24 protein-coding genes are annotated in these 22,695 nt (G+C 55.0%); 20 read left to right on the plus strand and 4 right to left on the minus strand.

Features of this window, described 5'->3' with window-relative positions; genetic code table 11:
* The first annotated feature begins 242 nt into the window (after positions 1-242).
* The 3 genes from CPH65_RS12910 to CPH65_RS12920 all read left to right on the plus strand — a co-directional run bounded on the left by CPH65_RS12910 (position 243) and on the right by CPH65_RS12920 (position 2,958).
* A complete protein-coding gene (locus tag CPH65_RS12910) occupies positions 243-1,067 on the plus strand; it encodes a peptidylprolyl isomerase (protein ID WP_096173827.1) in 825 nt (274 codons plus the stop codon).
* A 142-nt stretch (positions 1,068-1,209) separates the two neighbouring features.
* Positions 1,210-2,454 carry a bifunctional glutamate N-acetyltransferase/amino-acid acetyltransferase ArgJ gene (gene argJ / locus CPH65_RS12915; RefSeq protein ID WP_096173828.1) on the plus strand — a complete coding sequence of 415 codons (1,245 nt, stop codon included), beginning with the start codon at positions 1,210-1,212 and terminating at the stop codon, positions 2,452-2,454.
* Between the two features lie 75 nt (positions 2,455-2,529).
* Positions 2,530-2,958: a (deoxy)nucleoside triphosphate pyrophosphohydrolase gene (locus CPH65_RS12920; RefSeq protein WP_096176396.1), complete on the plus strand. Its 429-nt coding sequence runs from the start codon at positions 2,530-2,532 to the stop codon at positions 2,956-2,958.
* On the opposite strand, the gene CPH65_RS12925 is transcribed toward CPH65_RS12920, so the two are convergent.
* Entirely contained in the window at positions 2,955-3,905 is a 951-nt protein-coding gene (locus CPH65_RS12925; RefSeq protein ID WP_096172710.1) for an IS481 family transposase, read from the minus strand. The genes CPH65_RS12920 and CPH65_RS12925 overlap by 4 nt on opposite strands.
* Before the next feature lie 271 nt (positions 3,906-4,176).
* Here CPH65_RS12925 and CPH65_RS12930 point away from each other — a divergent pair, with 271 nt between their 5' ends.
* Positions 4,177-4,335 (plus strand): Flp family type IVb pilin, encoded by a 159-nt coding sequence (locus CPH65_RS12930; RefSeq protein WP_244574394.1) that lies wholly within the window; start codon positions 4,177-4,179, stop codon positions 4,333-4,335.
* A gap of 51 nt (positions 4,336-4,386) precedes the next feature.
* On the opposite strand, the gene CPH65_RS12935 is transcribed toward CPH65_RS12930, so the two are convergent.
* A complete protein-coding gene (locus CPH65_RS12935; RefSeq protein WP_244574395.1) occupies positions 4,387-5,325 on the minus strand; it encodes a methyltransferase domain-containing protein in 939 nt (312 codons plus the stop codon).
* Positions 5,326-5,360: 35 nt separating this feature from the next.
* Here CPH65_RS12935 and CPH65_RS12940 point away from each other — a divergent pair, with 35 nt between their 5' ends.
* From CPH65_RS12940 to CPH65_RS23900, 5 genes are all read left to right on the plus strand, one after another.
* Positions 5,361-6,188, plus strand: a complete 828-nt coding sequence (locus tag CPH65_RS12940; protein WP_244574396.1) for a ComF family protein — start codon at positions 5,361-5,363, stop codon at positions 6,186-6,188.
* A gap of 89 nt (positions 6,189-6,277) precedes the next feature.
* Positions 6,278-6,532, plus strand: coding sequence for a glutaredoxin 3 (gene grxC, locus CPH65_RS12945; protein ID WP_096173831.1), 255 nt, complete (start codon positions 6,278-6,280; stop codon positions 6,530-6,532).
* Between the two features lie 4 nt (positions 6,533-6,536).
* On the plus strand, positions 6,537-7,382 hold the full coding sequence (locus CPH65_RS12950; protein ID WP_096173832.1) for a carbon-nitrogen hydrolase family protein: 846 nt from the start codon (positions 6,537-6,539) through the stop codon (positions 7,380-7,382).
* A 133-nt stretch (positions 7,383-7,515) separates the two neighbouring features.
* Entirely contained in the window at positions 7,516-8,013 is a 498-nt protein-coding gene (locus tag CPH65_RS12955) for a DUF1178 family protein (protein ID WP_096173833.1), read from the plus strand.
* A gap of 6 nt (positions 8,014-8,019) precedes the next feature.
* On the plus strand, positions 8,020-8,199 hold the full coding sequence (locus CPH65_RS23900; RefSeq protein ID WP_157747673.1) for a hypothetical protein: 180 nt from the start codon (positions 8,020-8,022) through the stop codon (positions 8,197-8,199).
* Between the two features lie 8 nt (positions 8,200-8,207).
* On the opposite strand, the gene CPH65_RS12960 is transcribed toward CPH65_RS23900, so the two are convergent.
* Complete coding sequence (locus tag CPH65_RS12960) at positions 8,208-8,846, minus strand: hypothetical protein (RefSeq protein WP_096173834.1); 639 nt, start codon at positions 8,844-8,846, stop codon at positions 8,208-8,210.
* Positions 8,847-9,472: 626 nt separating this feature from the next.
* Positions 9,473-9,937: a homoprotocatechuate degradation operon regulator HpaR gene (gene hpaR, locus CPH65_RS12965; protein WP_096173835.1), complete on the minus strand. Its 465-nt coding sequence runs from the start codon at positions 9,935-9,937 to the stop codon at positions 9,473-9,475.
* A 168-nt stretch (positions 9,938-10,105) separates the two neighbouring features.
* On the opposite strand from hpaR, the gene CPH65_RS12970 reads away from it, so the two are divergent.
* From CPH65_RS12970 to CPH65_RS13020, 11 genes are all read left to right on the plus strand, one after another.
* Positions 10,106-10,495 (plus strand): 5-carboxymethyl-2-hydroxymuconate Delta-isomerase, encoded by a 390-nt coding sequence (locus CPH65_RS12970; RefSeq protein WP_096173836.1) that lies wholly within the window; start codon positions 10,106-10,108, stop codon positions 10,493-10,495.
* A gap of 10 nt (positions 10,496-10,505) precedes the next feature.
* On the plus strand, positions 10,506-12,014 hold the full coding sequence (hpaE, locus tag CPH65_RS12975; RefSeq protein WP_096173837.1) for a 5-carboxymethyl-2-hydroxymuconate semialdehyde dehydrogenase: 1,509 nt from the start codon (positions 10,506-10,508) through the stop codon (positions 12,012-12,014).
* Positions 12,015-12,142: 128 nt separating this feature from the next.
* Positions 12,143-13,123 carry a 3,4-dihydroxyphenylacetate 2,3-dioxygenase gene (gene hpaD / locus CPH65_RS12980; RefSeq protein ID WP_096173838.1) on the plus strand — a complete coding sequence of 327 codons (981 nt, stop codon included), beginning with the start codon at positions 12,143-12,145 and terminating at the stop codon, positions 13,121-13,123.
* A 60-nt stretch (positions 13,124-13,183) separates the two neighbouring features.
* Complete coding sequence (locus CPH65_RS12985) at positions 13,184-14,635, plus strand: NAD-dependent succinate-semialdehyde dehydrogenase (protein ID WP_096173839.1); 1,452 nt, start codon at positions 13,184-13,186, stop codon at positions 14,633-14,635.
* 11 nt (positions 14,636-14,646) lie between these two features.
* Positions 14,647-15,525 carry a fumarylacetoacetate hydrolase family protein gene (locus tag CPH65_RS12990; protein ID WP_096173840.1) on the plus strand — a complete coding sequence of 293 codons (879 nt, stop codon included), beginning with the start codon at positions 14,647-14,649 and terminating at the stop codon, positions 15,523-15,525.
* On the plus strand, positions 15,519-16,319 hold the full coding sequence (gene hpaH, locus CPH65_RS12995; RefSeq protein WP_096173841.1) for a 2-oxo-hept-4-ene-1,7-dioate hydratase: 801 nt from the start codon (positions 15,519-15,521) through the stop codon (positions 16,317-16,319). The genes CPH65_RS12990 and hpaH overlap by 7 nt, the downstream gene beginning before the upstream one ends.
* A gap of 11 nt (positions 16,320-16,330) precedes the next feature.
* A complete protein-coding gene (locus CPH65_RS13000) occupies positions 16,331-17,092 on the plus strand; it encodes an aldolase/citrate lyase family protein (protein WP_096173842.1) in 762 nt (253 codons plus the stop codon).
* Positions 17,093-17,359: 267 nt separating this feature from the next.
* Entirely contained in the window at positions 17,360-17,857 is a 498-nt protein-coding gene (locus CPH65_RS13005) for a TRAP transporter small permease (protein WP_157747674.1), read from the plus strand.
* Position 17,858: 1 nt separating this feature from the next.
* Positions 17,859-19,172: a TRAP transporter large permease gene (locus tag CPH65_RS13010; RefSeq protein WP_096173844.1), complete on the plus strand. Its 1,314-nt coding sequence runs from the start codon at positions 17,859-17,861 to the stop codon at positions 19,170-19,172.
* Between the two features lie 61 nt (positions 19,173-19,233).
* Positions 19,234-20,088: a 3,4-dihydroxyphenylacetate 2,3-dioxygenase gene (hpaD, locus tag CPH65_RS13015; protein WP_096173845.1), complete on the plus strand. Its 855-nt coding sequence runs from the start codon at positions 19,234-19,236 to the stop codon at positions 20,086-20,088.
* 399 nt (positions 20,089-20,487) lie between these two features.
* The gene (locus CPH65_RS13020; protein ID WP_096173846.1) at positions 20,488-22,428 is read left to right on the plus strand and encodes an FAD-dependent monooxygenase; all 1,941 of its coding nucleotides are present in this window, start codon (positions 20,488-20,490) and stop codon (positions 22,426-22,428) included.
* The last annotated feature ends 267 nt before the right edge of the window (positions 22,429-22,695 follow it).

A 22,695-nucleotide genomic window follows, 5' to 3' on the forward strand; every position in this document is an offset into this window, starting at 1 on the left:
GAAAATTGTGACCGTCATATTTGTAACGCAATTGCGGCAAGACTAGCTGAACAGGTTGTGCCAGTCCCGAAATGAATGGTGGCTGTCAACAGGCCATGTGCCCATTTGGTAACAAACAACTCGGCAGAGAGATAAGATTGGGTCAATGCCTTGTCAACGCCAAGTATCGCAGGTAGGTCACCTGTGAGGGCAGTTTTTATGCGATTTTCGTTCCGAAGTGAACAAACATAGGAAAGATACAGATGGTTCGAACCATTATTACCCGGTCTGCTATGGCCGCCATGACGTCTCTTCTGGTGCTCGGTGCAGCCGGTGCGGTTCACGCCCAGGACACCAAGAAAGAGACAGTTCTTGCCACCGTGAACGGTGAGGACGTCACCAGCAGCGAAATGGCTTTCATCGAAGATGAAATCGGTGCGCGCCTTGGTAAGCTGCCTCCCGAGCAGAAGCAGCAGCGTATGCTCAGTTTCCTCATCGACCTCAAGCTTGTGGCTGAAGAAGCCGAAAAGCAGGGCCTTGATGAGAATGATCGTTTCAAGAAACAGATGGATTTCTTGCGGCTTCGTGCGCTGCAGAATGAGTTTTTCCGCTCCAACATCGACGAAGCCATCACCGATGAAAAGCTGAAAGAAGCCTATGACGCCGAGATCGGTTCAGCTCCGGTCCGCATGCAGGTCAAGGCACGGCACATCCTCCTTGAGGATGAAGACGCAGCCAAGGACGTGATCAAGGAACTCGATGAGGGCAAGGATTTCGTCGAACTGGCGAAAGAGAAATCCACCGGCCCATCGGCCACCAACGGCGGTGATCTTGGCTTTTTCGGTCAGGGCCAAATGGTTCCGCCGTTTGAGGCTGCTGCCTTTGCGCTTGAAAAGGGTGCCTACACCAAGGAACCGGTCAAGACCCAGTTTGGCTGGCACGTTATTTTGGCTGAAGACAAGCGCGAGCAGCCAAAGCCCAGCTTCGATCAGGTTCGGGATCAGCTGCGCACCGTGCTTGCCCAGAAAATGTTTGCCGAAAAGCTTGCCGAGCTGAAAGCCAAAGCAAAGGTTGAGCCGGTGAAGTAACGGCGACAAGTACGGTTGTATTTCCTTCAAAAAGACGCTGGAATTTACGACCGTAGCGGTATAAGGAGAGAAACCGTTCACCGGATCAATCGAGCCGGTGGGGCGACGTTTCTCTCCTTTTGAATTTTGAAGGACACCCAAAATGGATCTCAAACCCTCTCCCTTTGCGCCAGATGACTATCCTGAACTGGAGTCAATCGACGGCTTTCGGCTTGGCGTCGCCGCGACCGGTGTAAAGTACAAGGGGCGCGACGATCTTCTGGTCGTCTCCATGGACGAGGGAACCAGTGTTGCCGGGGTTTTCACCAAATCCAAATGCCCGTCTGCGCCGGTTGACTGGTGCAAGCGCCATGCGGGCAATGGCTCAGCCCGCGCGCTGGTCATCAATGCCTCCAATGCCAACGCCTTCACCGGTTCTGCTGGCGATGCCACGACGCTTGCCACGGCGGATGCGGCAGCCAAGGCACTTGGCGTGCAATCGTCGGAAATCTTTCTCGCCTCCACCGGCGTGATTGGCGAGCCGCTTGATCCGGCCCCCATTGTTGCTCATTTCGACGCGCTTTTTGATGAGACCAAGACCGACGCCTCCTATCTGGATGCGGCGCGGGCCATCATGACGACGGACACCTTCCCCAAGATGGCCACAGCGACCGTCGATATCGACGGCATCGATGTAACCCTATGCGGCATTGCCAAGGGCTCGGGCATGATTGCGCCGGATATGGCAACCATGCTCAGTTTTGTCTTCACCGACGCGCCAATCGCGCCGGGAATGCTGCAGCATATGCTGTCCACCCATGTCGAGACCTCCTTCAATGCGATCACGGTCGATAGCGACACGTCGACATCGGACACCTTGATGGTGTTTGCATCTGGAGCGGCCAGCAAACGCGGCTGTCCTGAGATTTCCCGCATCACGGATCCGCAACTGTCCCTGTTCTCCGAAGCGCTGGCTGCGCTGCTCAAGGATCTCGCACAGATGGTCGTCAAGGATGGCGAGGGACTGAGCAAGTTCCTGTCCATTACTGTCAATGGTGCGGCCAATGATGCGGCTGCAAAGCGGATCGCCCTGTCCATTGCCAACAGTCCTCTGGTCAAGACCGCAGCAGCTGGCGAAGACGCCAACTGGGGCCGCGTTGTCATGGCGGTGGGCAAGGCGGGTGAAGCCGCCGACCGGGACAGGCTGTCCATTTGGTTCGGCCCGATGCGTCTTGCGGTCAACGGGCAGCGTGATCCCGACTATTCCGAAGCGGCCGCGAGTGCCTACATGAAAAACCCGGAAATCGAGATCACCGTGGACCTGAGCATGGGGGATGGCACCGCAACGGTCTGGAGTTGTGATCTCACCCATGGGTATATCTCCATCAATGGCGATTACCGCAGTTGATTGCCGGACGCTTGAAAAAACCGAAGCTTGGAAAGCCCGAAGTTTGGAAAGCCCGAAGCTTGGAAAGAAAGAGTGATGACGCAATCCGCATCAGGTGACATCAGACTTCTTCTCGTCGTTGCCGTTGCCCTCGTGGATGCGGACAACCGCATCCTGCTGGCCCAGCGCCCGGAGGGCAAGAATCTTGCAGGTCTGTGGGAGTTTCCCGGAGGCAAGCTGGAAGCCGGAGAGCGACCCGAGGTCGGCCTGATCCGCGAGCTTGAAGAAGAGCTGGGGATCCGGACCAAGGAAAGCTGTCTTGCACCGCTGACCTTTGCCAGCCATGGCTATGATGATTTCCACCTTCTGATGCCGCTCTACATCTGCCGCAAATGGGAAGGAGTCCCCGCCTCAAGGGAAGGGCAGGCGCTCAAGTGGGTGCGTCCGGGAGCCTTGCGCGACTATCCCATGCCGCCGGCTGATCTGCCCCTGATCCCGCCGCTCATCGATCTGCTTGGCGTCTAGATGTTCGGTCCCGGGATTTGATGGATCGGATTCATTTTGAATCTTTCCGGATCCTCTGTCCACTTTTTGCAGATAAATTCGTATGGGGTCAGGCCCCTTAGCGTCTTCAATCGTCTAGCGAAGTTGTAGGCATCTATGAAAACAGCCAGATGCTTCTGGAGTTGCTCGTGATCGTCGTAATGGAACCGTTTGACGGTGGCATCCTTAATAGTCCGGTTCATCCTCTCGACCTGACCGTTGGTCCATGGGTGCTTCACTTTTGTCAGGCGGTGTTCAATGCCGTTTCCAGTGCAGACCCGGTCAAAGATGTGCTGGAACTCATGGAGATCGCGAGACCGATTGGTGAACTGGATGCCATTGTCGGTCAGAACAGTATGGATGGTATAGGGCACAGTGGCGACCAGATTGCGCAGGAACTGTGCAGCATTCATCTTTCCTGCCTTGGTATAGAGTTCAACGAAGGCATACTTGGAAGTCCGGTCAATAGCCACAAAGAGATAGAGCTTGCCTTCAGCTGTCTGTACCTGGGCAATATCGATATGGAAATAGCCGATCGGATAGCTCTTGAAACGCTTCTTTGGCTGCTTGTCGCCTTCGACACTCGGTAGTCGCGAAACTCCGTGTCGTTGCAGGCATCTGTGCAGTGAAGAGCGCGTCAGATGCGGGATTGTCGGCTGGAGTGCATAAAGGCAGTCGTCGAGAGGCAACAAGGTATGCCTGCGGAAGGCGACAATGGTCGCTTCTTCTTGCCGCGAAAGCACAGTCGAACGTGGCTCCTTCGGTCCGGTTCTTAAGTCCGCTTGTGAGGTGCGCGTCTTCCACTTGACGACCGTTTTCTGATTGATGCCGTATCGCTTGGAAAGCACTCTCAGGCTCTCTTGACTATTTTGTATTGCTCGACGGACTGCCTCTGTCGTCGTGGCGCTGCCGTGTAGAACTTGGCCCATAGTGCTTCCCTCCATTCAAATGAGAAAGGTGCACCATCAAAGCATGGGATCAAACATCTAGAGAGCAATTGGGCGCGTAACCGGGCACCGTTAACCTGCCGTTCATATATGAGACCGAATTTTTCGGTTGGTTTAATGGTTTGAGCGTTTTTTTAATCAATTGCGTTGATATTCGGCTCAAGGTGCACGGCTTTGCCCTGATGTTTGCGAACATTGAGGCTGGGCAAAACGGTTTTGGGGTCAGACGATGCGACAGGCTTTGCGAGCATTTTTGCAAGACGACAGCGGGGCTACCGCACTTGAGTATGGCCTGATCGTCGGCCTGATCGGGTTGGGTATGGTGACGGCGATGACCGGCTTGGTCTCTGACCTTGCTGACCTGTTCAGCGAAATTCGCGACGGCGTGCGTGAAGCCGCCGGTCTCAGCTAGTCTTATCTCAGCTGATCTGCCTCTTCTCGTCCATCCCTATTTATTCATGCCCTACTTGTTCATGATCGTCGACTTATCTCCCAACGCATGCGCCAAAGAGGCCTTTGCGCTGCCCGGGGTGAGCGGTTTCTGCTGGCTTTCATGCGGTGCCCAGCCGGAAAGGGACAGGATCTGGAACGTGGCACGCACCCGCCCGTCAGGATCAGAGAAGTCCCGTTGATAGATCTCGGCAGCACGCATCAGAACATCGCGCCGCAGCCCCCCTCTGGGGCGGTCAACGAGCGCGTTGGTTGCGCCCATCCGTCTCAGATCCTTGATCAGATCGAACATGGAATCATAACGAACGGTGAGCGTATCCTGATCCACAACAGGTAGCGCGAAACCGGCCCGCTGCAATAATCCCCCCATGTCCCTGAGATCGGGCAGGGGAGCCACGCGCGGGCTTGCTCCGCCCGTCACGTCGCTATCGGCCTGAAGGAAAGCAGATCTCAACTCTGAAAGCGTTTTCCGCCCCAGAAGCGAAGCCAGAAACAGCCCATCTGGAACCAGGCTTTGCCGTATCTGGATGAGACAGCCGGGCAGATCATTGACCCAGTGCAGGAAAAGCGGCGAGGTGACGAGATCGAAGCTTTGCTGCTTGAGAGGCAATGTCTCACCATCAAAGACAACGCCATTCGGATGGCCAAACAGAAAAGAGGGATCCTGCTCGAGCCGGACGACCGTCTCTGTCCCCTCCCGCGCGCTGAGGGCTTGCGCCAACAGGCCTGTATGCCCCCCAACTTCGGCACAGCGTGGGAAGCTGCGAAGCACGATCGACAGCCTGTCCAGCATGTCCTGAATCGCCTCAGTGAGCAGGAATTCGCCGTCCCGACCGTGACGATCGAATGCACGCAGCCGCCGCTGGGCAATCAGCCGACTGTCGAACAGATGCGGTATGGATGACATGGCAATGGTCCGGTTTTGGTTGATCGTGTCCTGCGCTTGCGGCACTGTGGAGCTTCAACGAGTGCTAATCGCATCGGGGGATGCAAGTCAATATGCGCTTTTCGCGACGAACTGCACCGGATTCTCTGCCTGATGGCAAAGCCGTCACCTCGGCTGGCCCGTCCGGTTGGAAAAAGCTGGCCCGGGCCGGTCTCGATCTCATTATCCCGCCGCGCTGTGCCGCTTGCGGCAAGATCATTAGCGAAGCCAATCATTTGTGCGGCACATGCTGGTCCGGCATGGAGTGGATTGATCGTCCCTATTGCTCTGTATCCGGTTTGCCATTTTCCTATGATCTGGGGCCGGACATGGTGCATCCCGACATTGTAGCCGAGCCGCCGCTCTTCGATCGGGCGCGATCTGTTGCGGCGTTTGACGACACGGCCCGCCGATTGGTGCATCAGCTCAAATATTATGATCGCACGGATCTGGCTGACGTGATGGGGCGGTGGATGGTGCGGGCAGGGGCCGACTGTCTGACGGATCCGGAGAGCTGGATCGTGCCGGTGCCCCTGCATCGCGGCCGATTGTGGCGGCGACGGTTCAATCAGGCGGCTCTTTTGGCCCGCGTCATTGCGCGCGAGAGCGGGGCTGTCTTCAAGCCAGATCTGCTGCTCCGCGTTCGGCGCACACGGCAACAGGTCGGCCTGAGCGAAGCGGACCGCAGAAGCAATGTCGATGGGGCCTTCAGACTCAATCTTTCCGACCGCTTATCGCTTACAGGGCGAACGATTGTGCTGGTGGATGACGTTTGGACCACCGGGGCAACCCTTGATGCCTGCGTACGGGTTTTGCGCCGGGCGGAGGCACAGGAAATTGGCATTATCACATTTGCTCGGGTTGTCGATCGGAGCAAAATGACCATATAACCAGTGGAAACCTTTTCACTTTTGCAAACAAGAGTGCCGCGTTCTGGTCATCAATGACCCTTTGCCGGCGGCGGATTTGGAGATGCCTGATGGCTGATGTTGTGATGTATACCCGAAAGATGTGTGGCTTCTGTACGGCTGCGAAAAAGCTGCTTGGCGACAAGGGCGTGGCGTTTCGCGAGTTCGACGCGACCTTTGATTTTGATCTCAAGCAGGAGATGATCGCAAAGTCCGGTCGCCGCACCTTCCCGCAGATCTTCATTGACGAAACCCATGTCGGTGGCTGCGATGACCTGTTCGCCCTCGACAAGCAAGGCAAGCTCGACGAAATGTTGGCGAGCTGATCCCATGACCGCCGCCAACTCCTCATCCTTCCGCGCCGCCTGCGTCCAGCTTCGCTCTGGACGCGAACGGGGTGCCAACCTCGATGAAGCCGAACGGTTGATCCGCGATGCAGCACGCGATGGGGCGGATTATGTTCAGACCCCCGAGCAGACCGCGACGATGGAAATGAATCGCAAGGCCCTGATGGCCGCGATCGGGGACGAGACTGGCGATGAGGGCGTAAAGCGCGTGCAGGCGCTTGCCAAGGAGCTTGGCATCTGGCTGCATATCGGCTCAATGTCTTTTGTTGTGTCCACCCACGAGGGAGACAAGGCGGCAAACCGAAGCCTGCTGATCGCGCCGGCCGGAGAGATTGCCGCCCGCTACGACAAGATCCACATGTTCGATGTCGATCTTGAAAATGGTGAGAGCTATCGCGAATCTGCCAGCTTTCAGGCTGGCACCAAAGCGGTGGCAGCAACCCTGCCATGGGGCACCCTGGGGATGACGATCTGCTACGATCTGCGGTTCCCCTATCTCTACCGCGCCCTTTGCCAGCAAAAGAACGCCACTCTTCTGGCCGTCCCTTCCGCCTTCACCAAACGCACGGGAGAGGCACATTGGCATGTGCTGTTACGATCGCGGGCGATTGAGCACGGCGCATTCGTGTTCGCCGCAGCGCAGGGCGGTGAGCACGAGAATGGCCGCAAGACCTATGGCCATTCGCTGATCATCGATCCATGGGGACGCATTCTGGCAGAAGCGGAGGATGAACCCTGTTTCATCGCGGCCGACATCAACATGGGGCTTGTTGCTGAGAGCCGAGGGGCGGTTCCTTCGCTCAAACACGACAAGGCTTTTGAAATTTAACGATCATGCTCTATATTGAACGGGCCGTCATAGAGCGCCTGCCAAACGCAGTTGGACCTTTTGGTGCCGACGCGTTGGGTGATTGAACGGTGTGTTTTTCCATTCATCATATTGAGTATATCAGGGGACTGACTTGATTAAATATTCGCTGCGCTGCGATTCTGATCATCAATTCGAAGGCTGGTTTCGCAATGGTGAAGATTGCGAGGCACAGACCCGTGATGGGCATCTGGAATGCCCGGTGTGTGGATCAACCCGGATTTCGAAGTCACTCATGACGCCCCGGGTGAGTGGGACGCGCAGTCAGGATGTCATGGCGCATGACGCCGCAGCCGAAAGCGTATCCGAAGGTCAGAGTCAGGCGGGCAGCGACAGCCAGCCCGTCGCCCTCAGGGACAATGCGCCGGACCCTCGCCAGCTGCAGGCCATGCTGCGCGCCTATCGCGATCATGTGGTGAACAATGCCGATTATGTCGGCGACAAATTTGCCGAAGAAGCGCGCAAGATGCATTTTGAGGAGAGCGAAAAACGCGGCATCTATGGCGAAGCAACCATTGATGATGTGAAATCCCTCGTCGAAGACGGCATCGACTGCCTCCCCCTGCCAACCCTGCCCGAAGATCAGAACTGAGCGATTATGCTCGACATTTTAAATGACTGGTTTGAGCCCGAAGCGACAGATGCTGCGATATATATGAATTCCCGCTCTCCACAAAAATTATGTCAGGCATATAGAATGATTTGCCAAGTGAACTTTGAAAATGATGTTTCAAATTTTTCTGTTTTCCGTCAGCCAATAAAAAAAGCCCTTACATAGTTCTATCCTCAGTCATCAAGCACTCCATCAAAAAGTGCATCCAAGGCCGGAGTGCTTTTCTTCCGCTTCATAATCTTGAATGTTGAAAGGTGAGGCATTGCAATGAGCAAACCACTACTAAACCGTCCTCGACGGGCGCAGTAGTTTCCCCAGTTGACAGGTACTTTTTCTATTTGGTCTACACCCAAAATCCGTTGCATGTAGGGGAGCGTATCAAATCCCAATGTTACAACGAGTTTCGGTTTTGCGGTAGCAAACACTTGTGCCCAGAGTTCTTCGCCGAATTTCAAGCTGTACTGGAGGTTATTCAACTGGTTTAACCTCGGTGATCGAAACGGGATGAACTGCCCAGAGAGTACATCTTCAGGCCGCTGTTTAAGACGGTCGAATAACGCCAGTACCTGCTGTTGCAAGACAGACTGACCAGGAGCCTTGCCACCCCAGCTTTCGTCTCGGTAGGCGCTTTTGCCTTCGGGCATTGCAAACCCGTCTCGATCTTCGGGTACATTACCGGCTGGATTCAACCCGACAAAAGCAACTTTCGCTCCAGTAAGATTGGTAGCAGGGCAAGATAAAAAGCGCCATCCCAATTGATTGCCGGACTTCTTATAACCCTGCTCAATGTTAGCCGCTGACAATTCAAACATCTACTGCCTCATAATAGACAAACTCTAGCACTGCGCTTTGCATGGATCTTTGTAGGCCACCATTCTTGCCGCGAACACCCAAAAGCAGACAACTGCAGTATGACGCATCTAAACGCAGATAGTGCAGGAGCCATCCACACCATCCGCAAAGCGTGAGTTCGTGCATTGGGCTACAAATGACGGGGCCGATCCTGTTCGGGACTCTTGAAATGAAAGTGTATCCGCGGTCGCAACAAAGAGCGACCGGAAAGCGCAGCTCAAAGCCGACTTTGGTTTAATTTACGGCGAATGTCAGACCCGTATCTTTCGCTCTTGTTGAGCTGGTAAAGAACGAATAACCCCATCATATCTTCACAACCAAGCAATGGAGACGTTGCTATGAAAGACCTTTGTGTCAGCATGGGATCCGGTGTCTGAGTCCAGAGCTTGGTGGCAGTTGCATGCGGTGCCAAGAGCTGTAACCGGATGAAGTTGCCGGTCTCATTGCCGTGACGAGAGAACCGGGCTGCTCGATTATTGGTTTTTACAAATTTGCTGCTGAATTGTCTGATGAATACGAATAGGCGTTTCGCCAGCTTTTTGGTGTGACGGAGACAATCACAGGAACAAGGCTGCCTCCTAACTGGTCACGATTCCGAACTGAGGGATTCGAGCAGGATTTCGATCTCATCGAGCAGGGTTCTCATTCTTTCGGATCCAATCTTGCTTTCAATGTCTTGATAAATCTCAGCACTTGCTGGAGCCAACTTTCGGATGAATTGACCGCCTTCCTTGCTAAGGCTCACCAATGTGCGTCTGCCATCCGCGGTATCCCGGTTGATTTCCACAAAGCCTCGAGCCTCCAGCGTACGCATAATGCGCGTGAGGGAAGGGGCAAGAATGCAAGCTTGCCGAGCCAGAAAACTGGCGTCCACAGTTCCCTCCTCATCCAGCACGCGCATCACGCGCCATTGCTGCTCCGTGACATCATGTTCCGCGAGCAAAGGTCTGAAATAATCCATCACCGCTTCACGAGCTCTCAAGAGGGCGATTGGCAACGTTCTTTGAGTCTGGCTTAGTTCCAGACCTTCGCGGGACGGTTGTTTTGGCATCTCCCCAAACTCCTTCGGTGTGATTGCTTCTGCTGTCTAGAAATATTCAGAAATCAAAGCAAGAGCGCAAATTATCAGACTTTGTAACACTAGACTAAAATTGAATAGTGGCCCGATTGACAATACCACAAAAATTTAACATGTTAAGTAAATATCTGGGAGGAAATCGTGCCACACCTAAGGATTGAATATTCAGCGGGGCTGGAAAACCGTGCTGACATGGCGGAGCTGTGTCAAGCGGCCTATCAGGCGATGCTCAAAACAGGGATCTTTCCCACTGCTGGCGTTCGTGTTCGTGCCTTCAAGGCAAACCACGCCATCGTTGGTGACGGGTTGAACGAGAATGATTTTGCTGCATTGACCTTGTCAGTTGGGTCCGGTCGATCGGTCGAACAGCTCAAGTCTGCTGGGGATGCAATTTTTGCGGCGGTGAGCGGCGCCCTCGCGCACCCTTTGGCTACGACGCATTTCGCGCTCTCCCTCGAAATTCGTGTCATCAACCCGGACCTGAGTTGGAAAGACACCCCTATTCATGCCCGCCTATCAGGCCAGAATTAAAGGAAGATCTATGAGCGCTCTTGACGAGAACCTATCCAAAGCCCAAGGCTATCTTGCGAAATTCCGTGAGACCGGTGTGATGAACCATATTGCCGGGGCCAGTGTCCCCGCGCACTCAGGTGATAGCTTCGAAACGGTTTCGCCCGTCGACGGATCTGTGCTGGCACAGGTTGCCAAAGGCGGGGCGTCTGACATTGATGCGGCTGTGGCCGCTGCCAAGGAAGCTTTTGTCAGTTGGTCAAAGATGCCCGGCAAGGACCGCAAGGCCATTTTGATCAAGGTGGCCGAAGCCATCGAAGCGCGGGCTGAAGAGGTGGCATTCACCGAGTGCATGGATACGGGGCAGGCCTTGCGTTTCATGTCGAAGGCTGCTGTTCGCGGTGCTGCAAACTTTCGTTTCTTTGCCGATCAGGCTCCTTCTGCCGAAGACGGACTGGCGCTGCGCAACCCGAACCAGATGAATGTCACATCTCGTCGTCCAATTGGACCGATCGGAGTGATTACGCCCTGGAACACGCCCTTCATGCTGTCCACCTGGAAGATCGCCCCGGCACTGGCCGCCGGCTGCACCGTGGTGCACAAACCAGCCGAATTCTCGCCCATGACGGCCAAGCTTCTTGTTGAGATTGCAGAAGAAGCCGGCTTGCCTAAAGGCGTGCTCAATCTCGTCAACGGGTTTGGCGACAGCGCCGGCCGAGCCTTGACCGAGCATCCAGACATCAAGGCCATTGCCTTTGTTGGTGAGAGCCGCACCGGTTCTCACATCATGCGCCAGGGGGCAGACACCCTTAAGCGGTTCCATTTTGAGCTTGGTGGCAAGAACCCGGTGATCGTGTTTGATGATGCCGATCTTGAGCGCGCAGTGAATGCAGCAACCTTCATGATCTATTCGCTCAATGGCGAGCGCTGCACCTCTTCCTCGCGTCTCTTGGTGCAGGAAAGCATCTATGAAGAGTTCACCGCCAAGGTGGCTGACGTCGCCAAGAGCATCAAGGTCGGTCATCCGCTTGATCCGGCAACCGTCGTTGGCCCGCTCATTCACCCGGTGCATGAGAAAAAGGTATTGTCCTATTTTGACAAGGCGCGTGAAGAAGGCGCTGTCATTGCCGCTGGTGGCCAGAAGGTCGGTGACGCCGGTTGCTTTGTCAGCCCGACGCTGTTCACCGGTGCCAACAACAGCATGGCGATTGCACAGGAAGAGATCTTCGGTCCGGTTTTAACGGCCATTCCCTTCAAGGACGAAGAGGAGGCTTTGGCCCTTGCCAATGATGTCCAGTATGGCCTCGCCGCCTATCTCTGGACGGCCGATCTCGATCGCGCCATGCGCATGACTGACAATCTTGACGCCGGCATGATGTGGGTGAACTCCGAAAACGTGCGGCATTTGCCATCGCCGTTTGGCGGCGTCAAAGCGTCTGGCATCGGGCGCGACGGTGGAGACTGGTCTTTCGACTTCTACATGGAGACCGTCAATGTTTCCTTCCCGAGGCAGCACCACAAGGTGCCTCGATTGGGTTAATCAGCCCGGGCCGAGGGCTCTTTGGGGCGGCTAAGCCTGCCCCAATCGACAGTCAAACACATGCTCCAGCAAATGAGAGCCTCATAACAAAATTCGGGACACTGACATGTGTCTAGGGGAGAGAAAATATGCCAATTCCAGCACCCAATCTGTATCCACCGTTCAACATACTGCGCCTTAGTCATGTCGTCTTCGGGGTCAAGGACCTAAGTGCCAGCCGCCGCTTCTATGTCGATACTCTCGGCCTGCAGGTAACGGATGAGACAGACAATGCAATCTACCTGCGTGCTCTGGAAGAGCGCGGCCATCACTGCCTTGTCTTGAGCAAAGCACCCAAAAGCGAAGTGCAAAGCCTGTCCTTCAAGGTGTTTGCCGAGGAAGAACTCGACAAGGCACATGATTGGTTCGAGCAGAAAGGCCATCCTGTTGAGTGGGTCGAGCGAGATTATCAGGGACGCACGCTCGCAACGGTCGACAATTTCGGCATGCCGATCGAGTTCTATTTCAAGATGGATCGGCTTGCTCCCATCCATCAGAAATATGAGCTCTACAAAGGCGTGAAGCCGCTGCGCATAGATCACTTCAACTGCTTTTCTTCTTCCGTTGATGAAAGCGTGGCTTTCTACAATGAGCTTGGCTTCCGTGTGACCGAATATACCGAGGACGAGGACAGTGGCAAACTGTGGGCTGCGTGGACGCACCGCAAGGGCGGCGTGCATGACATTGCCTTCACCAACGGTTTGGGGCCGCGCCTTCATCACACTGCCTTCTGGGTTCCGACCCCGCTCAACATCATCGATTTGTGCGATCTGATGGCGACCACTGGATATGTAAGCAACATCGAACGCGGGCCGGGTCGGCACGGCATATCCAATGCCTTCTTCCTCTATATTCTTGATCCGGACGGGCACCGCATCGAGATCTATTGCTCCGACTATCAGACAGTTGATCCCGATCTTGAGGCAATCAAGTGGGATCTCAAGGATCCGCAGCGCCAGACCCTCTGGGGCGCGCCAGCACCACGCTCCTGGTTCGAGCATGGTTCGCTGTTCGATGGCCTTGAGCCGAAACAGAGCGATCTGGCAGCAAGCCCGATCATTGCTCCATGAGCTGACGGTTCGGGATGGGCCATTGAAGGCTCGTCCCGGACAGCTCTAAATGAGGAATGTCTGATGCTCAAAGATCCGGAATTGCTCAGGCAGGCAGCGCTCGTGGGGGAGCGCTGGATCCCTGCCGATGAAACGGGAATAGAAGTCACCAACCCGGCGACGGGCGAGACCATCGGTTATGTGCCAAGCCTTGGTGCCGCCGAAACAGAAGTTGCCATCAAGGCGGCAGATCGTGCGCAGAAGCAATGGGCAGCCCGGACCGCCAAGGAACGATCTGTCATTTTGCGAGGCTGGTACGATCTTGTGATCGACAATGTCGATGATCTGGCGTTGATCCTGACGCTGGAACAGGGCAAGCCGCTGGCAGAAGCAAAGGGCGAGATCCTTTATGGTGCCTCTTTCATTGAGTGGTTCGCCGAGGAAGCGCGCAGGGTCTACGGTGATGTCATCCCCGGGCATGCTGCGGACAAGCGGATTGTCGTCATCAAGCAGCCGATTGGGGTCGTCGCTGCGATTACACCTTGGAACTTTCCCAACGCTATGATCACCCGCAAGGCGGGCCCTGCGCTTGCCGCCGGATGTGCCATGGTGCTCAAACCGGCCGAGCAGACACCTTTTTCCGCGATTGCGCTGGCCGTTCTGGCACAACGTGCGGGGCTGCCCGATGGCCTGCTGTCGGTCATTACCGGGCCTGCACGGGACATCGGTGCTGTGATGACGGGCAGTGAAACAGTTCGCAAACTGACCTTCACCGGCTCGACGCCGGTGGGGGTGGAGTTGATGCGACAGTGTGCGCCAACGGTCAAGAAACTGGCACTGGAGCTGGGGGGCAATGCGCCATTTATCGTGTTTGATGACGCGGATCTGGACGCCGCCGTCGAAGGGGCGATCATCTCGAAATTTCGAAACAATGGCCAAACTTGTGTCTGCGCCAATCGGATCTATGTCCAGTCCGGGGTCTATGATGCCTTTGCGCAAAAGCTTGCGGCAAAGCTGTCGACCCTGAAGGTTGGTAACGGTCTGGAGCAAGACACGATCTTTGGACCATTGATCGATGAGAAGGCTATCGCCAAGGTCGAAGAGCATATCGCGGATGCGACCGGCCAAGGAGCAAGCCTGATGTGCGGAGGCTCTGTTCATCCGCTCGGTGGCTCCTTCTTTGAACCGACAGTTCTGACTGACGTGACCCAGAATATGGCCATCGCGTCGGAGGAAACCTTCGGCCCGGTCGCCCCGCTGTTCCGCTTTGAAGAGGACGCAGACGTCGTCGCCATGTCCAATGACACCGAGTTCGGTCTGGCTTCCTACTTTTATACCCGTGATCTGGCTCGGGCCTGGAAGGTCGGGGAACAGCTTGAATATGGAATGGTCGGTATCAACACCGGCCTGATCTCGACACCTGAAGCACCGTTCGGCGGCATCAAATCCTCCGGCCTTGGCCGGGAAGGATCCCGCTACGGCATCGAGGAATTCACTGAAATCAAATATCTCTGCTTCGGCGGAATTGCCTGAGGAGGCTGACCATGAAATCCATTCCCGCTCGCGTTGTGGCCTTCCGTGCCAATGGTGCCGACCGCTACGGTCTTGTAACCGATGACGGCATTGTCGATTTGACACCCGAGTTCGGTGCTCGCTTTGGAAGCCTCAAACAGGTGATCGAGGCAGGCGCACTCGAAGAGATCATCAAGGCAGCCGAAGGGCGTGCCGCCAGCTATCGGCAAGAGGATGTCGACTTTCTCATTCCGATAGACAAGCCGGAAAAGCTGATCTGCATTGGCGTCAATTTTCCTGACCGCAACGCCGAATACAAGGATGGTCAGGCCTTGCCGTCCAAACCGTCCATGTTCATTCGCTTTCCTCGCAGCTTCACCGGTCACGGCGGTAATCTCGTTCGCCCGCCGGAAAGCCCGCAACTCGACTATGAAGGCGAAGTCACGATTGTCATTGGCAAGGGTGGACGCCGAATTGCGGAGGCAGATGCCTATGACCACATAGCCGCGTTGACCCTGTGCAACGAGGGAACAATCCGCGACTGGGTGCGCCACGCCAAATTCAACGTGACCCAAGGCAAAAACTGGGATCAATCCGGAGCGATTGGGCCGTGGCTCGTTCCCTTTCGGTCTGCAGACCAGCTTGATGACATTGAGCTGGTAACCCGGGTCAATGGTGAGGTTCGCCAACAAGACCGCACGTCCCGCATGATGTTCAGCTTCCGCTACATTGTCGCTTATGTCTCGACCTTCTGCACGCTGGTTCCCGGCGATGTCATTGTCTGCGGTACACCCACCGGAGCCGGAGCCCGGTTTGACCCGCCTATCTGGCTGCAACCAGGGGATGTAATTGAAGTGGAAGCTGAAGGCATTGGCGTGCTTCGCAATGGTGTGGAGGATGAACAATGCTGAGTGACCATGACATTCAAACCGCCGCAGCAGACTTGTTAGAGGCGGAGCGAACGCGGGAGCAGATCGGGTTGCTCTCTGTGCGCCACCCAGACATCACTCTGGATGATGCCTATGCAATTCAGGCCGCTCAAATGCCACAGAAGCAAGCGCAGGGCCGCTCCATCATCGGTTGGAAAATCGGACTGACATCCAAGGTCATGCAGGATGCCTTGGGGATTGCTACGCCGGACAGCGGTGTTTTGTATGACGATATGGACTTTGCCGATGGGTCTCATATTCCTGCAACGCGCTTCATCCAGCCACGCATTGAGGCGGAGATCGCCTTCATCATGAAGGCACCGCTGGAGGGCAAGGTCAGCCGGGAGGATGTTCTGGCAGCGACAGAGTGTGTCGCGCCTGCTCTTGAGATCCTGGATACGCGGATCGCTCGGCAAGACGCCAGCACCGGCCAGACCAGAAAAATCTTTGATACGGTCTCGGACAATGCTGCCAATGGCGGCATCGTGCTTGGAAAACAACGCCATGCACCCGACGCGTTCGACCTCAGATGGGTGGGGGCTATCCTGACCAAGAATGACGAAGTCACGGCCACGGGTCTGGGTGCTGCGGTTCTGAATGATCCGGTTATGGGCATAGTCTGGCTATCGGAACGGATGGGGCAATATAGGCAGCGCATCGAGGCTGGGCAGGTCGTTCTGGCTGGGTCTTTCATCGCGCCCATCGAGTGCCCGTCTGGCACGCGCATTGATGCCGACTATGGCAATTTCGGCCATGTAACAGTGAATTTCGAATGAAGGAGGCTTGCATGCCAGCCCCATTGAATAACTTCAAGATCCGCCTCAAAGAAGGGACAACACAAATCGGGCTCTGGCTTGGTCTGGGCGATCCGTCTGTTGCAGAATTATGCGGCGGAATCGGATTTGATTGGTTGCTGATTGATGGCGAACATGGCCCTAACGGTCTGCGCGATACGCTCTCACAGCTCCGCTCAATCGGGTCAAAGACGCAGGTTGTGGTCAGAACGCGAGATGACAATCGGGCCGAAATCAAGCAGATGCTGGATATCGGTGCGCAGACACTGCTTGTTCCCATGATTGAAAGCGGTAAGCAGGCCGAGGAGGTCGTTCGTTCAGCCAAGTATCCGCCACATGGGGTGCGGGGCGTGGGGGCCGCTCTGGCCCGCGCGTCTGATTACAATGGCATTGCGGACTATCTGCAGACCGCCAACAAAGAGGTCTGCGTTCTGCTTCAGGTCGAGAGCAAGGCCGGACTTGATGCTCTTGATGATATTCTTGCTCAGGATGGCGTTGATGGCGTTTTTGTCGGGCCGGCTGATCTGGCCGCGGACCTTGGATATTTGGGACGGCCGGGTGACCCGGAGGTGCAGAAAATCGTCAACGACACGCTCAATCGCATTCGGGCTAAAGGAAAAGCAGCCGGAATTTTGACGTCTGATCAATCACTTGCTCAGGGTTACAAGCAACTGGGCGTCGAGTTTCTGGCGGTTGGCTCCGACGTCGGCGTTTTGCGCGGGGGACTCGTCGCCTTGCAACGGAATTTTGCCTGAATTCGACGAATGTAGGCAATGGAAAGCAGAACCAACTCTGCTATATTGTTAACAAGTTAAATAAATTTTCAAAATCGGTAAGCGGCAGAATTCAGGGGAGAGATCGTACAACAAGCCGATTTGATCAAGGACGGTCACAGGGGGAGGAATATCAATGACCATTTCCAGACATAATTTCATTGCGGCAGCACTGCTCGCGGTCTCCATGCTCGGCAGCGATGCCGCCCGGACTCTGGCAAGCATGCAAACTGCAAAGCCGAACAAATGATGGCTGCACACCGAAAACACTCGAAACCCCTCAAAGGGCTTCGATTCATCATTGTCCGCGTCCTGCCTGCCATGGCAGCGGCCTTCCTGCTCACTCTTGTCGCGGTAACGGTGATCGACGTCATAGGGCGTTACTTTTTTAACGCGCCGTTGCCCGGAGCATTTGAGTTGACGCAAATTCTGCTTGCCGATCTGGTGCTGGCCGCTCTGCCCATGACAACATTCAAGGACAGTCATGTGGAAGTAGACCTTTTAAGCCATTTCTGGAGTTCCGAGACTTATTTACGGATAGGACGCTTCGGTGCCGCGGTTACGGCGATGGTGTTCTTTGTTCTCAGCTGGAATGTAGGGGTGCACGGCATGAAATTGTTCGAAGACGGCGCGGTTACCAATGATCTTTCTTTGCCGATTTGGCCTGCCGCCGTGCTTGGGGCCATCACCTATCTGGTCAGTGGCCTGATTGTGCTTGTTCCGATGCGCAAACGGCGGGAGTTCTGACATGACCGAACCTCTCATTGCGACGGCCTTGTTGCTGGCGCTTGCCATGTTTCGTGTGCCTATCGCAATCGCCATGATTGTTATTGGTACCATTGGATTTGCGCTTTTGCGCGGGATCAATGCTACTCTGATCATGGTTTCAACGACCGCATTCGATACGGTGTTTTCCTATTCCCTTTCGGTTATTCCGCTGTTCATTTTCATGGGCAACCTGCTTGCCTATTCCGGGGTTGCTTCCGGATTGTTCTCGGCGACCCAGCGTCTTGTTCGCCGTCTGCCGGGCGGGCTGGCAATGGCTGCGGTTTTGTCCTGCGGCGGGTTCTCAGCCGTATCTGGGTCATCGCTCGCGACAGCTGCGACAATGTCCAAGGTCGCGATGCCGTCCTTACGCAAATTTGGCTACGCCGACAGCCTGTCCTCTGGGGCAATTGCAGCAGGTGGTACGCTTGGAATTCTCATTCCGCCATCGGTTATCCTGATCATCTACGGTATCTTGACGGAAAGTGATATCGGGCTGCTCTTTTTGGCTGGCATCATTCCCGGAATGATCGGGTTGCTGGGTTATGTTCTTGCCGTGTGGGTGGCTGTCAAATTGAACCCTTCGCTGGCGCCGCAATCCTTTGACGTGGATGACCATCCGGTCGAAGGGCTTTATGGTGTCATCCTGTCTGTTGCTCTGTTCGCCTTTATCATGATTGGCATCTACGGCGGCTTTTTTACCCCGATCGAAGCCGCTGGCATGGGCTCTGGTATGGCGCTGGTCATGGTTGTCGTGACTGGTCACGCCAAGGTGCCCGAAGTCTGGCACGCGCTCATGGACACAGCCGAGAGCACGGCAATGATCTTTCTTGTGATCATCGGCGCGGAGGTCTTCTCAAACTATATCAACCTTGCCGGATTGCCCGATGAACTGGCCTATTTTATCGACTCTCTTGAGGTCAATGCATGGATCGTCATGGCGTTGATCATCATCATCTATCTGCTTCTTGGGACTGTGCTGGAAAGCCTTTCGATGATCCTGTTGACCGTCCCCATTTTCTATCCGTTGATGTATCAGCTCGACTTCGGCTTGGAGATTCTGTCCGACACTGAATTTGCCCTGATCTGGTTTGGCATCATTGTGGTGGTCGTCACCGAAATTTCTCTGATCACGCCGCCCATCGGCATGAATGTCTTCGTACTCAAGGCGACATTGCCGGATGTATCGCTCAAGACGATCTTCAAGGGCATCCTGCCGTTCTGGATTGCTGATATTCTGCGGCTTTTGCTGCTGATCTTTTTTCCGGCGATATCGTTGTTGTTGGTCGCCGGCTAACAACCAGGTTGCGGCATAGAGGCAACATCTATCGCCATTCACCATAGAGGGAGGAAAACCTATGGGTAAAATCGTATTGGCCGCCAAGGTCACTCATGTGCCAACCATGGTCATGTCCGAACAGGACGGAAACTTGAAAGGCTGCAGGCAGGCCGCAATTGACGGGCACGCAGAGATCGGCCGTCGTGCACGAGAAGCCGGAGCGGACACATTTGTTGTGCTCGACACCCATTGGCTGGTCAACGCGGCTTATCATGTCAACGCCAATCATCGCTTCAAAGGCATATTCACGTCCCATGAGTTTCCCCAGTTCATCAAGGATCTGCCGTATGAATATGCGGGGAATGCAGCCCTTGGTGACCTCATAGCGGAAACCGCGCGCGAAGACGATGTCTACACACTCAGCCATCAGGTCGATAGTCTTGATCTCGAGTATGGCACACTGGTGCCCATGCGCTACATGAATGCAGATGGCGCTCTGAAAGTCGTTTCCGTCGCAGCCATGTGTACCGTGCACAGCTTTGAAAGCTCGCGCAGGTTGGGACTGGCGATCCGCAAGGCGATTGAGAAGTCCGATTCAAAGGTTGCGCTGATCGCTTCCGGCTCTCTCAGCCACCAGATCTGGCCCAATGATATCTACGCGGAGAACAACGGCACCTTTACCATTTCCTCGAAATTCAATGAAGTGGTGGATCGCCGCGTTCTGGAGATGTGGCAAAATGGAGAGAATGAGCTCTTCCTCGATATGCTGCCGGACTATGCCAAATACTGTGACGGTGAGGGCGATATGCACGACACCATCATGCTGTTCGGCGCGCTTGGCTGGAAGGATTATAAGGGGAGGGGTGAGGTGGTCACCGACTATTTCCCTTCGTCCGGCACCGGCCAAACCAATGTCGTTTTTTCTCTCGACTGATTTGGCGACTTAAAGAAAAACAGCTGCGTGGGACATGGGGCTCAGGCCGATACGCAAGTGAAGACCTGAGCAGATGGCGTTCGTGCAATCTCGTTCAGGTCAGCATTCGAGCGAACTCGGCGAATTTCAGCAAACGTGAGTCAGAGTCACTTTGCATCCTGTTTCATACCCCGAACCTTGGTCGCCAGAAAGATCTCGTCTCGGGCGACGAGGATGCCGTGATCCCAGCTGGTCCTCCTGTAAGCGAGGGTGTTGTTCTTTAAGCAGGTCTGGGGCGTTCGCTGTTTGACAAGCAGAACCTATGCAGCAGAAGCGCCCATCCAAAGCTGCGTTTTAGTTTAGTTAACATATGAAATAAGTTCGCCAACAGAAAGCGGCAATGATTTAGGAGGAGAATTCATGCAATTTCATCTAAATGGCTTCAAACCGGGCAATTATCAAGTTCCGGATGCCGCAAGGAAACCATACCCGAATCCTCCGGTCGAAGATCTGCCGGCCCAAGTCGACGTGCTGATCGTGGGGACCGGCCCGGCCGGGTTGACCATGGCGCGCCAGATGAGCGAGTTTGCTGACATTACAACTTGTATTGTCGACAAAGAGCCGGGCCCGCTTCTGTTCGGACGTGCTGATGGCATTTCTTCGCGCACGATGGAAATTATGGAAGCGTTCAACAGCAGCGAAATGGTCGTGAAAGAAACCTATCAGCTGAAGCAAAATACATTTTGGGAACCGGATCCGGAAAACCCTCAGAACATCAAGCTGACCCATAAAATCCCTGATGCGAGGGCCGGACTGTCCGAGTTTACCCACGGGATCGTCAATCAGGCGCGCCTTCATGAGCTCTTGCTGGATGGTATGGAAAATTCGATCGCTGCTCTGCGCCCCCACTATTGCCGTGAGCTGGTTAAATTGGAGACAGACGACAGCCTGACACAGGATCTGGATGCGTACCCGATCACCGCCACATTCAAGCGCACCGATAAAGAGGGCAACGAAGCAGAAGAGGTCATCAAGGCCCGTTATGTCGTCGGATGCGATGGGGCGAGAAGCAGCGTACGCAAAGCATTGGAGATTCCGCTTCAGGGGGAATCTGCCAACAAGGCCTGGGGCGTCATGGACCTTCTTCTCAAAACGGATTTCCCCTATATCCGCGTGAAGAGTTTCCTTCAATCCCACGACCACGGGGCCGTTATGACGATTCCACGGGAAGGCGGATATCTATGCCGGTTTTATGTGGAATTGGATTTTCTCGGCAAAGACAAACGCGTGGCGGATGTCAAACTGACCGAGCAAGATCTGATCGCCAAGGCGCAGAAGGTTTTTCACCCATATAAGCTCGATGTGAAAGAGGTGGCCTGGTGGTCAATCTACGAGGTGGGCCAACGCATTGCAGAACGCTTTGACAACCGACCAAGTGGCAGTTCTGATGGCATCATTCCCCGTGCGTTCGTAGCCGGAGATGCATGTCACACCCATAGCCCGAAGGGCGGATGGGGATTGAACACATCCCTGCCGGATACTTTCAATCTTGGATGGAAACTGGCTGCCGTTCTGCAAGGGCGCAGCGATCCCAAACTCTTGAGCACCTATGCCACGGAGCGCCGCAAGGTTGCGCAGCAACTGATTGATGCTGATCGTGAGTTGTCGAAACTGGTTGCCACCCGCCCTGCCACCGGTGAAGCGTCCGAGCAATCCAAGATTGATACCGCCAAGATCGAGGCTTTTATGAAGCGTCAAAGCGGCTTTGTGGCAGGGACGTCCATCGAGTACTACCCCTCATACATTTGCACCGGGCAGGAAAATCAGGAATTGGCCACCGGCTTTAAAATCGGTCAGCGGTTCCACTCCGCAGAAGCGACGCGTGTGGCGGATGGCCGGAGCCAGCATCTGGGTCATCTGGTCAAGGCGGACGGACGTTGGCGCCTGTTTGTATTTGGCGACAGCCAATCTCCTATGGAGCCGACTTCAGCGTCTGCCCGGTTGGTAGAGTTTCTTGCCAATGATGAAAACTCGCCGGTGAAGAAATATACGCAGAAAGGGGCGGATATAGACGCGGTCATCGACACCTATGCCGTCTTCCAGCAACAGGATTTGTCCATGCACGACCTGCCGGACTTCCTGTGGCCAGCAAAAGGCAAATACGGGCTGCGAGATTACGAGAAAGTGTTCCAATCCGATACAGACAAGGACATCTACGAGATGCGCGGTATTGATCGGTCTCGGGGCTGTGTTGTGGTGGTCAGACCAGACCAGCACATTGCGGCCATCCTGCCTCTCGCCGCGCATGGACAACTCACGGAGTTCTTTGATGTGTTCATGCTCGATCAGCGAGGGCAGTAAGATTTGTCGGCGTGAACTGTCGTCTATTGGGCATGCAGATCTCTTCAGATAGGAGGGGATCTGCATGATATGGCCCTTGCTTTTGCAATGAGCCTAGAGGGGCGTTGGCCTTTCGCCTGCCTCGTCTATTCCCTGGTATTCTTGCGGTTTTAACCACCTTTCTCAGTGTCATAGCTCTACAGCGAAGGTTGACATTGCCCAATTTTAAATTAACATGTTAAGTATTAAGTCAGAGGGAGCTTGTTGTGTGTGTACGAGGAGAGGAAC

Source organism: Cohaesibacter sp. ES.047, assembly GCF_900215505.1.
Lineage (GTDB): Bacteria > Pseudomonadota > Alphaproteobacteria > Rhizobiales > Cohaesibacteraceae > Cohaesibacter.

Bases quoted from the DNA above. Each gene is read 5' to 3' on its own strand.
- CPH65_RS12925 (WP_096172710.1), bottom strand. From the start codon at position 3,905: ATGGGCCAAGTTCTACACGGCAGCGCCACGACGACAGAGGCAGTCCGT.
- hpaE (WP_096173837.1), top strand. From the start codon at position 10,506: ATGAGCGCTCTTGACGAGAACCTATCCAAAGCCCAAGGCTATCTTGCG.
- CPH65_RS12960 (WP_096173834.1), bottom strand. From the start codon at position 8,846: ATGTTTGAATTGTCAGCGGCTAACATTGAGCAGGGTTATAAGAAGTCC.
- CPH65_RS12920 (WP_096176396.1), top strand. From the start codon at position 2,530: ATGACGCAATCCGCATCAGGTGACATCAGACTTCTTCTCGTCGTTGCC.
- CPH65_RS13010 (WP_096173844.1), top strand. From the start codon at position 17,859: ATGACCGAACCTCTCATTGCGACGGCCTTGTTGCTGGCGCTTGCCATG.
- CPH65_RS12950 (WP_096173832.1), top strand. From the start codon at position 6,537: ATGACCGCCGCCAACTCCTCATCCTTCCGCGCCGCCTGCGTCCAGCTT.
- hpaH (WP_096173841.1), top strand. From the start codon at position 15,519: ATGCTGAGTGACCATGACATTCAAACCGCCGCAGCAGACTTGTTAGAG.
- argJ (WP_096173828.1), top strand. From the start codon at position 1,210: ATGGATCTCAAACCCTCTCCCTTTGCGCCAGATGACTATCCTGAACTG.
- hpaD (WP_096173845.1), top strand. From the start codon at position 19,234: ATGGGTAAAATCGTATTGGCCGCCAAGGTCACTCATGTGCCAACCATG.
- CPH65_RS12910 (WP_096173827.1), top strand. From the start codon at position 243: ATGGTTCGAACCATTATTACCCGGTCTGCTATGGCCGCCATGACGTCT.
- hpaR (WP_096173835.1), bottom strand. From the start codon at position 9,937: ATGCCAAAACAACCGTCCCGCGAAGGTCTGGAACTAAGCCAGACTCAA.
- CPH65_RS12990 (WP_096173840.1), top strand. From the start codon at position 14,647: ATGAAATCCATTCCCGCTCGCGTTGTGGCCTTCCGTGCCAATGGTGCC.
- CPH65_RS12940 (WP_244574396.1), top strand. From the start codon at position 5,361: ATGCAAGTCAATATGCGCTTTTCGCGACGAACTGCACCGGATTCTCTG.
- CPH65_RS13005 (WP_157747674.1), top strand. From the start codon at position 17,360: ATGGCTGCACACCGAAAACACTCGAAACCCCTCAAAGGGCTTCGATTC.
- CPH65_RS13000 (WP_096173842.1), top strand. From the start codon at position 16,331: ATGCCAGCCCCATTGAATAACTTCAAGATCCGCCTCAAAGAAGGGACA.
- hpaD (WP_096173838.1), top strand. From the start codon at position 12,143: ATGCCAATTCCAGCACCCAATCTGTATCCACCGTTCAACATACTGCGC.
- grxC (WP_096173831.1), top strand. From the start codon at position 6,278: ATGGCTGATGTTGTGATGTATACCCGAAAGATGTGTGGCTTCTGTACG.
- CPH65_RS13020 (WP_096173846.1), top strand. From the start codon at position 20,488: ATGCAATTTCATCTAAATGGCTTCAAACCGGGCAATTATCAAGTTCCG.
- CPH65_RS23900 (WP_157747673.1), top strand. From the start codon at position 8,020: ATGCTCGACATTTTAAATGACTGGTTTGAGCCCGAAGCGACAGATGCT.